General features: G+C 45.3%; 12 protein-coding genes. 3 read left to right on the forward strand and 9 right to left on the reverse strand.

Annotation, left to right across the window (positions count from 1 at the left end; all coding sequences use genetic code 11):
• Positions 1-21 precede the first annotated feature (21 nt).
• Positions 22-1,038: a two-component system response regulator gene (locus tag L5L98_RS19960; RefSeq protein ID WP_263143070.1), complete on the forward strand. Its 1,017-nt coding sequence runs from the start codon at positions 22-24 to the stop codon at positions 1,036-1,038.
• A gap of 88 nt (positions 1,039-1,126) precedes the next feature.
• Here L5L98_RS19960 and ygfZ read toward each other — a convergent pair whose 3' ends face one another.
• A complete protein-coding gene (ygfZ, locus tag L5L98_RS19965; protein ID WP_263143071.1) occupies positions 1,127-2,089 on the reverse strand; it encodes a tRNA-modifying protein YgfZ in 963 nt (320 codons plus the stop codon).
• A 154-nt stretch (positions 2,090-2,243) separates the two neighbouring features.
• Positions 2,244-3,473, reverse strand: coding sequence for a phosphoglycerate dehydrogenase (serA, locus tag L5L98_RS19970; RefSeq protein ID WP_105251515.1), 1,230 nt, complete (start codon positions 3,471-3,473; stop codon positions 2,244-2,246).
• Between the two features lie 154 nt (positions 3,474-3,627).
• On the opposite strand from serA, the gene L5L98_RS19975 reads away from it, so the two are divergent.
• Positions 3,628-4,236, forward strand: a complete 609-nt coding sequence (locus L5L98_RS19975; RefSeq protein WP_173497275.1) for a DUF2238 domain-containing protein — start codon at positions 3,628-3,630, stop codon at positions 4,234-4,236.
• A 394-nt stretch (positions 4,237-4,630) separates the two neighbouring features.
• Complete coding sequence (locus tag L5L98_RS19980; protein WP_014611267.1) at positions 4,631-5,296, forward strand: helix-turn-helix transcriptional regulator; 666 nt, start codon at positions 4,631-4,633, stop codon at positions 5,294-5,296.
• Positions 5,297-5,467: 171 nt separating this feature from the next.
• Here L5L98_RS19980 and L5L98_RS19985 read toward each other — a convergent pair whose 3' ends face one another.
• The 7 genes from L5L98_RS19985 to L5L98_RS20015 all read right to left on the reverse strand — a co-directional run bounded on the left by L5L98_RS19985 (position 5,468) and on the right by L5L98_RS20015 (position 12,631).
• The gene (locus L5L98_RS19985) at positions 5,468-6,973 is read right to left on the reverse strand and encodes a curlin (protein ID WP_173497276.1); all 1,506 of its coding nucleotides are present in this window, start codon (positions 6,971-6,973) and stop codon (positions 5,468-5,470) included.
• A 14-nt stretch (positions 6,974-6,987) separates the two neighbouring features.
• Complete coding sequence (locus L5L98_RS19990; protein WP_131525368.1) at positions 6,988-7,407, reverse strand: curlin; 420 nt, start codon at positions 7,405-7,407, stop codon at positions 6,988-6,990.
• Between the two features lie 553 nt (positions 7,408-7,960).
• On the reverse strand, positions 7,961-8,488 hold the full coding sequence (locus L5L98_RS19995) for a DUF4124 domain-containing protein (RefSeq protein ID WP_131525367.1): 528 nt from the start codon (positions 8,486-8,488) through the stop codon (positions 7,961-7,963).
• 389 nt (positions 8,489-8,877) lie between these two features.
• Positions 8,878-9,723: a pantoate--beta-alanine ligase gene (panC, locus tag L5L98_RS20000; RefSeq protein WP_263143072.1), complete on the reverse strand. Its 846-nt coding sequence runs from the start codon at positions 9,721-9,723 to the stop codon at positions 8,878-8,880.
• A gap of 24 nt (positions 9,724-9,747) precedes the next feature.
• Complete coding sequence (gene panB, locus L5L98_RS20005) at positions 9,748-10,545, reverse strand: 3-methyl-2-oxobutanoate hydroxymethyltransferase (protein WP_028761774.1); 798 nt, start codon at positions 10,543-10,545, stop codon at positions 9,748-9,750.
• Between the two features lie 56 nt (positions 10,546-10,601).
• Positions 10,602-11,090, reverse strand: a complete 489-nt coding sequence (gene folK / locus L5L98_RS20010; RefSeq protein ID WP_263143074.1) for a 2-amino-4-hydroxy-6-hydroxymethyldihydropteridine diphosphokinase — start codon at positions 11,088-11,090, stop codon at positions 10,602-10,604.
• The gene (locus L5L98_RS20015) at positions 11,090-12,631 is read right to left on the reverse strand and encodes a polynucleotide adenylyltransferase PcnB (protein WP_173497280.1); all 1,542 of its coding nucleotides are present in this window, start codon (positions 12,629-12,631) and stop codon (positions 11,090-11,092) included. Before L5L98_RS20015 ends, folK begins: the two co-directional genes overlap by 1 nt.
• Between the last annotated feature and the right edge of the window lie 17 nt (positions 12,632-12,648).

The raw sequence follows: 12,648 nt of genomic DNA on the forward strand, positions 1-12,648 counted from the left end.
TGACATTGAGTGGAGTTGTTAATGGAAAAAGCAACAATATTAGTCGTCGATGACACACCTGAGAATATCGATATTTTGATTGGTATTTTAGGTGATGATTACAAAGTCAAAGTGGCGATCGATGGCCCGAGGGCGTTAGCGTTAGTGACAAAATCGCGGCCTGACTTGATTCTGCTCGATGTCATGATGCCAGGTATGAATGGCTATGAAGTCTGCAAGGTGCTAAAGCAAGAGCCGCTGACCAGCCATATTCCGGTGATCTTCGTGACCGCCTTATCTGAAATTGCTGATGAAGCCCAAGGTTTTGCATTGGGCGCGGTGGATTACATTACTAAGCCTGTCAGTGCGCCTGTCGTTAAAGCGCGGGTTAAAACGCATCTTGCGCTCTATGATCAAAAACGTCTACTCGAACAACAAGTTAAAGTTCGTACCCACGAATTAGAAGAAACCCGTTTCGAGATTATCCGTCGTCTTGGCCGTGCTGCTGAATACAAGGACAACGAGACGGGTCTACATGTTGTGCGTATGAGCCATTACGCCCGCATATTAGCGATAAAGCTCGGCTTACCGACGACCTTTTGTGACTTGATTTTTAATGCGGCGCCTATGCACGATATTGGTAAAATCGGTACGCCCGATGCAGTGCTGAAAAAGCCAGGGAAACTTGATGCGCAGGAATGGGAAATTATGCAGCAGCACGCTGCCATAGGTGCAGAGATTATTGGTGAACATAGCGATCCGTTATTGCAAATGGCCCGTCGTATCGCCTTAACTCACCATGAGAAGTGGGATGGTTCAGGTTACCCCAATGGCTTGGTTGGCGAAGAAATTCCCCTTGAAGGGCGTATCACCGCGATTGCGGATGTGTTCGATGCGCTGACTTCGCAACGGCCTTACAAGCAGGCTTGGACGATTGAAGCAACTATGGAGCTATTTGAAAATCAAGCGGGAAAACATTTCGATCCTAAGCTGGTGGAGGAGTTCAAGCAAATCCTGCCAGAAGCAATTGCCATTAGAGATACTTATTTAGAAAATTGATACTCGAAGTGCATTGACTAAGGTAAAGGCGCCATTGGCGCCTTTATTCTGCTTCAATATTTTATACTAATCATATTAAATCAAAGCATTACGCTTCATCTAATGAGTAGGGCAGGGCTTGGAGCGTTAAATGTGATTGTTCATCGTCGGCAAAACGTAGCTGAGTATCATTAGTCGTGTCATTAGGAAGTACGGCGGTTAACAAGACTTGATTGCCACGCTGCACAAACTCAATGATTTGACCGCCACGGCGAAAACTGTCTTCCATCGCGATTTCGAGGCCTGATGCTAGGGTGATTTGAAGACTAGTGTGACCGCGCAAAATATACAGGGCGCGTTTATTACCACCGCGATATTTCATTCGCGCTATGGTTTCTTGTCCCATGTAACAGCCCTTATTGAAGCTGATACCGTTAACCGCTTGTAGATTACACATCTGCGGTACGTACTGACTGGCATGGCTGGCGGCAAGGTTGGGGTAACCTGCTGCAATCTCTAACGCTTGCCATGCACTGGCGTCAAATACACTCAGTTCCGATTGCGCAACTAAAGCTGCTGCGGCATCTGGTGTTAATACTAAAATAAAACGTTCAGCGTCTTTTAAAATCGCACCATTTTCAATGAGTGTGAGCTCTTGCTGAATGTCACCAAAATGTTTGTTCACGAATTGGCTTGCCTGTTCACCGGCAACCCCGAGCAGAGTCCATTCAGTGGATGCATTGCTTAAGGTGGCTTTACTAAACACGGCATATTTTTGTAACTGGGGTAAATCGACTTCGATGGCATCCTTTGGCATCAACATAAAGAGTGCATCTTGAATGGCAAAGGTTCTGAAACTGGCCAGCATTTTACCTTTAGGATCGCAATGGGCGCCCCAGCGCCATTGATCCGTGGCCAATGAGCTGATGTCTGTGGTCACTTGGCCATGGATAAAACTGCGGCCTTGTTCTCCAACGACTTTGATGAGGCCCAAATGAGATAAGTTGGCAAGCATAAGTGGAGGCAAGGTAGCGTCCAGATCCCAATGGGGCGTAGAAACTGAAATAGTCATAGCGAGATCCTGAAAATGAAGACGATGTGAGAGGCTAGATTGTAACGGAATTCCAGTTGGCTCAAAAGCATAAGGCGCACATATCTGTGAATGATCTGTGCGCCTTATTATGTGTGCTTTAGTCGATAGGCTTAAAGCGAGTGGAGTTTAAAGTTTAAAACAGCACGCGGGTACGCAATGTACCTTCAATGGCTTTGAGTTCAACTAAGGCTTCTTCCGCTTGAGTTGTGTCGACTTCCATCACGACATAACCAATTTCTGCGGTGGTCTGCAAATATTGGGCGGCGATGTTGATGCCTTTTTCCGAGAAGGCTTGGTTGATCTTGATCAACACGCCCGGACGGTTTTGGTGAATATGCAGCAAGCGCGAGGTGCCTTTATGCGTTGGTAATGACACTTCAGGGAAGTTAACCGCAGAAACGGTTGAGCCGTTGTCTGAGTATTTAGCGAGCTTACCCGCGACTTCAATACCAATGTTTTCTTGGGCTTCGGCCGTGCTACCGCCGACGTGCGGCGTGAGGAGAACATTGTCTAAACCGCGTAGAGGACTGATAAATTCATCGTCATTCGATTGTGGTTCAACGGGGAATACATCGATTGCGGCACCTGCGAGGTGACGTTCTTTTAACGCAACGGTTAAAGCTTCAATATCGACTACAGTACCGCGTGATGCGTTGATAAAGATGCTGCCCTTTTTCATTGCTGCAAACTCGGCAGCGCCTATCATGTCTTTTGTTTGTGGAGTTTCAGGGACATGTAAGCTTACTACATCAGCTTGTGCTAATAGGAGTTCCAACGAATGGACTTGTTGTGCGTTACCTAGTGGCAGTTTGTCTTCGATATCGAAGAACACGACGCGCATACCTAAGGTTTCCGCCAGAATGCCAAGCTGAGTACCAATATGGCCGTAACCAATCACACCTAAGGTTTTACCACGCACTTCATAGCTGCCCGCTGCGGTTTTCATCCAGCCGCCACGGTGAGCGATAGCGTTGCGTTCAGGGATACCCCGCATCAACATAATGATTTCGCCAATCACGAGTTCTGCAACACTGCGCGTGTTTGAGAAGGGTGCGTTAAATACTGGGATACCAAGGGATTCGGCGGTGGCAAGGTCAACTTGGTTGGTTCCAATACAGAAACATCCAATCGCGATTAACTTCTCGGCACGTTTCAGCACCTCAGCAGTTAATTGGGTACGCGAACGAAGTCCCACAAAATGCGCATCTTTAATGGACTCAAGTAAGGCTTCATCGCTTAAGGAAGCTTTGTGGTATTCGATATTGGTGTATCCCGCACGTTCAAATACATCGACCGCAGATTGGTGGACGCCTTCCAACAGCAGGATCTTGATCTTATCCTTGTCCAGCGAATGTTTCGCCATGATATGGGTACCCTCTAATTAATAGAAATGTTTCTTATGATATGCTCACAACCTTCACCCACCAAAGTAGCACTTTTTTTGCTCAGTGTGGAGGGCTAGATGGCTAAAGTTAATATTCTAAATTTAGAACAATATCGCATAAGAGGAAGAAACATTGAATAACAAAATCGCATGGTGCGGTATTTACCTCTCAGTTTTGGTGTGGTCGGCGATAAAACCCGCAGATCCTTTCACATGGTGGCTCGAAGCCTTACCTGCATTGATTGCTGTACCGATTTTATTCCTTACTCGCAAACGTTTTCCACTAACACCTCTAGTGTATTTTCTCGTCTTAATACACTGCTGTGTGTTGTTTGTAGGTGCTCATTATACTTACGCTGAAGTGCCGTTATTCGACACGATTGCCGATTGGATGGGTTCAGAACGTAATAATTACGATAAAGTGGGTCATTTTGCGCAAGGTTTTATCCCAGCCATGCTCGCCCGTGAAATTATGTTGCGTAATCAAGCTGTCAAACCTGGGGCTTGGTGTGCGTTTCTTGCCACTTGTTTTGTGCTCGCTTTTTCGGCGTTTTATGAACTGATCGAATGGTGGGTTGCCGTGGCGACTGGCGAAGGGGCTGAAGCCTTTTTAGGTACTCAAGGCTATGTATGGGATACCCAATCCGACATGTTTCTTGCCCTCATTGGCGCAATTGTCGCGTTAGCTTTACTGTCTCGTTTTCAAGATAAACAAATCGCGAGACTCAAGCAGAGGATTTAGCGGCTAAAAGTGGGTGATGCTCTCTGTTTGAGTTGTAAGACTTTCTTCCCTGAAATGTATGGTGTGAGTGTGATGACATTGAGTTGTCATACTTTAGTGTTGTTATTGTGTTTTCTTTGTGTTGCAACTTTGGGTTGATAACGTCATAGTTGGAAAGTATTAGGTGCTGGGCGTTGGCCAAGTAAAACGGTATTTTTGACTGTTATTCCATTTTATTGTGGTGAGTTAGTCGAACCTACTAGCATTAAACAGGGAATAGTACATTTGGGTGATGTTTTTCAATCGTTAACTAGTCAGAATTAACTAGGTTAATGGAATGTTGAAAAATCTAACTAAAAAGACGAGTCAAACATACCATTTTGCAATAGAGAATACTTTTCAGGGAGGAGAGTCATTGAGCACAATTAATGAATTGGTTTTTTTACACCAAATGGCCGCGCCATGTCATTTAGCGTTACTCGCTGAATCCATAGGTTTGAAAACGCGTATAGTAAAGCATGCGGCTGAACTGGATTTAGACAAGAGTCGCCGTAGTTTTTATCTGATCACCCAAAAAGGTTCAGCATTAGATAACAAAGGGATACCTCTGTTAGCTTCGCGATTAGTGTCACATTTTCCTGTGGCGCTGTATCAAGTTGAGCGAGACTCCTTAGACCAAGAATCTGCAATGTTACTCGGCATTCGAGGTATTTTATTTGCCGATCAACGTATGGATCTGATGTTAACGGGTTTACGTAAAATGGTGGCAGAGGAACTTTGGTACGATAGAACTTTGCTAAGCAAAATGTTCCGCCGTGTCGTACAAAAGTTAGAAGGTAATAATGAAATGCCCTCTGATACTGTGGCTATGCTGCAGATGCTGACATCCCGTGAACGCACTATCATTCAATTCGTATCGAGTGGTGCGAGAAATAAAGAAATCGCTCATAGGTTATGTATCAGCGAACATACAGTGAAGGCACATATTTCTTCTATTTTCCGCAAGACACAGTCTCGTAATCGGGTTGAGCTTTTACGTTGGGCGCAAACCTATCAAACTCACTTTGAGCTGTGCAGTTAGTCAGTTAAAGATATTGGTCGTTAGCTTTTCGCTTTGAGTGGTTAATGTTAATGATTACTTGCATATCAACATAGAAAAGCGGGAATGTTTATTTAAACATTCCCGCTTTTTGTTTAACACCCTTTTTATAAACCACCAAAGAGTTTAGCTGTGGTGGTTTAACAGTATTGACTAGTATTGCACTACAGTGGCAACGTTCATATTGCCTGATTGGTTCACGTTGATGCTGTTGTTAGTGCCCGCTTGAGAACCTAACACTAAGTTGTCATTACCCGTTTGAGTGATTGACAGGCTGTTATTGTCACCGCTAACGCCAAATGAATTTGAAGCAAATGAAGTGTCGCTATCGCCGCCTACCCAGTTACCGTTACCTGATTGAGTAATTTGCGCGGTGTTTTCATCACCTTCAATAATCAGGTCAATAACGTTAAGATCGCCACTTTGAAGTGCGCTGACATCGGCATTGTTGTTGCCAGCAACAGAAATCAATGTTTCGTTCTCAGCGCCATCTTGCTCAACATCAACTTCGTTATCGCTACCCACGGCATCTACATAAGCAAAGTTCTCATCGCCTTCTTGGCTAACTTCAATACTGTTATCTTCACCATCAGCGAAGGCAATGATTTCATTGTTATCGCCTTTAGAAGATAAATCGAAGTCGTTATCTGTGCCGTATGCACCAAAGGTCGCGAAGTTCGCATCGCCTTTTTGTTTCAAGTCAACATCGTTGCTATCGCCCCATACTTGGAACTCCGCACCGTTGACATCGCCTTTTTGAGTGATAGTAATATCGTTATCATCACCTTGGATATCTGCCACTAAAGTATCACCGATAGTGTTGCCGCTGCCATTTTGGGTAATATCGACACTGTTGTCATCACCCGTAGTCATCGCAAGATAAGCCGTGTTGCCGTTACCTTTTTGATCCATTGAAATATCGTTGTCGCTGCCGGCCAGTGCGTAAACGAAGCCAACATGGTTATCACCTTTTTGGACCATGTCTACTGTGTTGTCATTACCTGCAATACCTTTCGCTGCGCCAAAGTTATTGTTACCCGCTTGATTAACAGAAACGTCGTTGTTGTTACCCACGTTAGCGGTTAAGTCGAGAGCGATTAAACCTGCTTGGTTGTTGTCACCGATTTGTGTGATTTTACCGTCGTTGTTGCTGCCTTCAACGCGAAAAACTGCAAAGTTTGCGTCGCCTTCTTGCTCAACAAACACGCTGTTTTCAGCGCCAGAGATTTCAACTTGGCTTTCGTTGACTTCGCCTAATTGGTTAACGAATACCGTGTTATCGTTGCCAGTAACATCGCTACTGCTTTGGTTAAAGAAACCATCTTGCGACACATTTACATTGTTGTTGTCACCTACAACATTTGCACTTGCCACATGCCAGTCAACTTGTTGCGTTATTTGGACCTTGTTATCATCACCCGTTGAATTAATAGCCGCTTCATGCCACACACCGTCTTGGATGACAGTTGCGGTTTGATCTGTACCTGTTTGCACAACCGCAGCAGCGTTAAGGCCACCCGTTTGTGAGACTAAAGTGTCTTGGGCTTGGCCTGACTGTACTACGCTAATTTCGCTCACTGTACTGGCAGCAAAAGCTTGACCGCTTAAACCTGTTGCAATGGCCAAAGCAATAAGTGATTTTTTAGCTTGTGATTTCATGTGACGCTCCCTGTTTAATATTGAGTTATTGAGATTGCAGCACCGTCCGCAATCTGTTGAATCGAAAAGTTGCCGCTTCCTAGTTGGTTCAGTTGCACGAGATTGTCATTGCCAATTTGTGTCACTGAAGCCGTATTTTGACCGCCGACTTGCAGTAGCTGGACTTCATTGTTTGAACCAATCTGTGTGATTAGCGCATCGTTATCATTGCCCACTTGTGTTACATCGGCCTTGTTATCGCTGCCTGACTGGAACAGTAATCCTTGGTTGGCAGTGCCTTGTTGAACCAGCTCGATAAGGTTATCGCGACCGGAACGTTCCAGTAATGCCTGAAGGGTTACGGGTAACTCGTTGACATTCAGCTCTTGTGCTGAAGTCATACAACTACAGAGCAAGATCAGCGGCACCAAAAAGCGTATAGAGGTATTTGGCACGGGTGACTCCTTGCATCAAATATCTTGGGCTGCTTAAAGCAACTTGCATCCCAAATTCAGACCTGAAGATACGAGTCCCGTTAATATGTCGCAATTGGCCAAACGGGTATTTATTCTAGAAAGGATTAACGGAAGGTAAATGATGGCTGTATTAATATCGTATTGATTAAATAGATTTTATATGTTTATTGACGTGTTTTTATTTAAGGGGTCTAGTCTAGTTGTCCTAGTAGTTAAGTCGTATTTGTTGTGAAGAGAGTATTTAATTTTTAAACAATGCAATAACAAGTGAAGGGAAATACATCGACTATCGCGTTCGCATTTTCTTGATAAAAAAGCACGCGTTTGTGCCAGTGAGAAACTGCTGTGGGGTTTAATTAATTGTAGCAACCTATGTCATTTACCCTGTTTGTAACAACAGGCTTCTTGCCCTTGCGGTAATGAATCTTAGGTTAAACAAAGGGACATTACTGTGAGCGAAAGATTAACCATTATTATGATTGAATTTCTTAATGGGGTAGAGAAAAGATTAATACTACTGTTTTATACGATATCAGTGCTTTTCTGGTTCTTTTAACTCTTCATGGAATGCTTCGGTACTGATTTGGCTTTTACGGTCTTCCAGTTGTTGCATCGCGCTGTTATTACTCACAGTTAACGCATTGAAGCGAGTATTGATATCGTCCATTTCGTTAATGTATTCAGGATCGGTTTTCTCTTTATTTTGCCAATAACGCTTACGTTCTAATTTCTGCAATTCACTGGCGCGCAGGATTTCAAAATAGCTATTTTCCTGCTTAAGACGATATATCTCGCCGTCGAGTAACTGCAATAATTTTTCTTTAGAAATGGTTCGGCTATTCAGTAGAGTGTGTAAGGGATCGACAGGAATATCCCTTTTATCAGAGTCTACTTCAGTCGTTATCCCTAACTGGTATTCGATTTTATGTTGGCTAAATTCCTGCGGGCAAGCGGTTTGGCTAAAGACAATTTTGTCATCTTTACGGCATTTATAAATGGTATTTGCCTGTATTGCAGTGGGCAAAATAACACAAATTAGGGTGAGTATCAGTCTTGCCATGAGGCCACAAATCCTTTGTACACTTGCATAGCTATTATGATTTAATTGTTTGATTAAGCATGATAAATAGTGATTATGACGTTTATATTATTATGCCTTTTTAACCGTTTATTGTTAGGTCGACGGGCTGTTAAGCCCAATAAATTAAAGGATTAGCCATACATCATTATAAGGTCAAATTCACTCGTCAATGTCTGCCGCTAATCATTTACCTTAAATTAACATATGCATCATACTATGGCGTAAATTTAGAGATAAAACCAGTTTTTTGACGCTTCAAATTTTTGGCGCTTGGATTGATTCTAAAGAAGAAAATAGCTTCTGGTCGGTCATTAGGTAAATAAAAAGGAGCGACTGCTCCTTTTTATTTATTGATAACGCTTAAGAGATTAGCGATCGAACCTTAAGTTGTCGATAAGTCGCGCTTTACCTATATAGGCGGCGGCCAAAATGACTAAGGTTTGGTCTTGGCTCTGCGCTTTCTCAAGCGTGTGGGCATGACGAATTTCCAGATAATCCGGCGTAAAGCCCGCCGCCACTAAACTGATTTTCGCTTGCTCGGTGACAGCATAAACACTCTGACCTTGTTTGATCCCTGCAGCCATAGCATCTATTGCCTGTTTTAACGCTGGTGCAGCGGCTTTTTCTGCGGCGGTGAGATAACCATTGCGCGAACTCATGGCTAAACCTGAGTCCTCACGTATGGTATCAACACCGATAATCTCAATTGGTAATGACAAGTCTTCAACCATAGTTTCAATGACTAATAGCTGTTGATAGTCTTTATTGCCAAAGAGTGCCACATCGGGCTGTACTATGTTGAATAGTTTACAGACGATAGTCGCAACGCCTCGAAAATGCCCCGGACGGCTAGCGCCGCAGAGCAGATCTGAAATACCTGGCACTTCAACATAGGTTTGTTGCGCTAAGCCCTTGGGATACATCACGGCTGGCGTTGGGGTAAACAGCAACTCAGCGCCAGCGGCGGTGAGGGCTTCACTGTCGGCGGCGAGTGTGCGTGGGTAGGCATCGAGATCTTCGTTCTGGCCAAACTGCATTGGATTGACGAAAATCGATACCACCACATGATCACAACGTTTAGCCGCTTCTTTCACTAAGGTGATGTGTCCCCGATGGAGATTGCCCATGGTCGGCACAAAGGCGACAGTTTCGCCCTTGGCACGCCATGCACGCACTTGAGTGCGAATATCATCAATATGGGCGCTAGTGATCATTGAGCCTTACCTTGCATAAATCTGTTATTTGTTAAAAGTGTGTTCTTCGCCAGGAAAAGTTCCTTGGGCAACTTCGTCGATATAAGCACGTACCGCAGAACGAATTTCACCGGTTTGTTTTAGGTAGTTTTTCGAGAAACGTGGAATGTAACCACTTGAAATACCTAACACATCATGCATCACCAAGATTTGTCCATCAGTCGATGCACCTGCGCCAATTCCAATGACTGGAATCGTTAAGGCTTGAGTGATCGCCGCAGCGAGTGGTGCAGGGATACATTCCACTACGAGTAGTTGAGCTCCCGCGGCTTCTAAAGCCTTAGCTTCGTCGAGGATGCGCTGGGCATTTTCGGCATCGCGGCCTTGCACTTTAAAACCACCAAACACATGAACCGACTGAGGCGTTAAGCCTAAGTGGGCACATACAGGAATACCGCGTTCGGTGAGCTTAGTGACGGTTTCGAGTAACCAGTGTCCGCCTTCGACTTTGACCATGTTCGCGCCAGCTTGCATTAACTCAGTGGCGTTGACCATAGCTTGTTCTGGCGTGGCGTAACTCATAAAGGGCATATCGGCGATCAGCAGGGCACGTTCAATACCGCGACGAACACAGCGAGTATGGTAAGCGATTTCTGCTGTAGTGACGGGCAGGGTATCGTCATGGCCTTGGAGAACCATTCCCAAAGAATCGCCGACCAGCAGCACATCGACACCTTCGCTATCGAACGCGCTGGCAAAACTGGCATCATAGGCTGTCAGTGCCGTGAATTTTCTACCTTCCTGTTTGTATTTCAACAGGGTTGAGCTAGTAATTTTAGACATATGGATGATCTTCAAACCAAATAGAAGTGGTGTTATAAGCTAACTGAGGACGGACTTCAATGATCAATGCCCAGTTGTAGTAACTCGGCCAACATTTTTGTATCGATAAGACTGTCGATGGCAGTGTTGCACGGCAGAATCAGATCCGGTGCAATTGCGGCTAAAGGCACGAGCACAAAGCCGCGCGTTTTCATGCCGTAGTGGGGCACTTTGAGTCTAGGAATGTCAATGTTATCATTACCATACAAGAGTAAATCGAGATCTAAGGTTCTCGGCCCCCAACGCTCTAGACGGACTCGTCCTTGGGTGTTTTCAATATGCTGCAGTGCATCGAGTAAGGCTAATGGCATGAGAGCAGTATCGAAACTCGCCACCGCGTTAATATAATCGGGTTGCACGACATCGCCCATGGGCGTCGAATGGTAATAGGGAGAAACGACGAGACTATTGCCTAAGGCTAAGGTGGACAATGCCGTCACGGCATTGTCCAATTGCGCCTTGGGATCTTCAAGATTTGCGCCTAATGCGACGTAGACGCGGGGCATTATTCAGCCGTTTTAACTTTAGGTGTGCCACTCGCTTTAGGTGCGCTCGTCGGCGCTGAACCATCGGCATTCGGTGCACGAGGACGGCGACGACGTTGGGTGGCATTACGGTTGCGGTTTGGCGATTTACTGCCGCTACGCGCTATAGCTAAACGTTCTGTTTCATCGGCTTCGACAAATTGTTGCCACCAAGCGGCACTTTTAGCGACATTACCCGCTTCGACTTCGCCCCTGAGTAAGAGTAAATCGTATGCAGCTCTAAACTTAGGGTGTTCCATTAGTTTAAAGGCGCGGGTGCCTTGGCTACGATCAAAGCGTAACTGTAACTGCCAAATGTCTTTTGCTGGCGTACTAAAACGGCGTGGAATACTAATGGTTTGGCATTGCTGCTCCATCACATCGCCCATAGCGGCAAAGAAGGCATCATATAACGTCAGGCCACTTTCAACGGCAATATCTTCGGCGCGTTGACGCAGTGGATACCAGAGAAGCGCAGCATAGAAGAATGAAGGTGTGACCGGCTTATCTTCGTTAACTCTTTGATCTGTGCTCTTCATGATGGCTTGCACCATTTTCATGGTCGTACCTTTAGGATCATCTTTTAGCAGAGCGGCCACTTGCGGAAACAGCGGTGCAAATAGCTTGTATTCTTGCATTAATTCGAAGTTGGCTAAGGCTTTGCCTGCAAAGAAGAGTTTTAACACTTCTTCGTACATGCGTGCTGCCGGAATATCTTTGAGCAGCGGCGCTAATTGTTTAATCGGTGCGGCTGTGACGGTTTCGATACCCATGTTGAGCTTAGTGGCGAAACGCACCGCCCTTAACATACGCACGGGATCTTCGCGGTAACGGGTTTCAGGATCGCCGATTAATCTTAGGGTGCCCGCTTTGAGATCGGCCATACCGCCGCCGTAGCTGCGGATCGAGTAATCGCTGATATCGTAATAGAGGGCATTGACGGTAAAGTCGCGGCGCTCGGCATCTTCATCGATTTCGCCATAGACGTTATCGCGCAGCAAACGCCCTTCGGCATTGGCTTTAGAGACTTTCTCATTACTCTCGCCGTGGTGACCGCGGAAGGTGGCGACTTCAATCACATCGCGACCGAAAACAATGTGCGCTAAGCGGAAACGGCGACCGACAACACGGCAATTACGGAATAGTTTTTTGATTTCTTCCGGTGTTGCATTGGTCACTATGTCGAAATCTTTCGGTTCAATCCCTAAGAGTAAATCGCGTACACCGCCGCCGACTAAATAGGCTTTAAAGCCAGATTTATTCAGTCTGTATAATACCTTAAGGGCATTCTCGCTGATTTGTTTGCGCGAGATGGTATGGGCATCTCTTGGTACTAACTCTAAACTCAAAGCACCGGAACTTTGTTCAGGTGTTGTTGGTTCAATCTGAGCTGGAGTCGGAGCGGTCGTTTTAGGCGCGTCTTCAAATAGCTGTTTGCAGAATTGGCTGATACGGCGAAAAATGGGACACCTCGAAATATGATCTGTTATTTGATTAAAAATCTGGCGGCTATCATATACCAAATGCGGCCTAATGAGTA

Origin of the sequence: Shewanella sp. SM23 (assembly GCF_025654295.1) — a bacterium.
Taxonomy (GTDB): Bacteria; Pseudomonadota; Gammaproteobacteria; order Enterobacterales; family Shewanellaceae; genus Shewanella; species Shewanella oncorhynchi.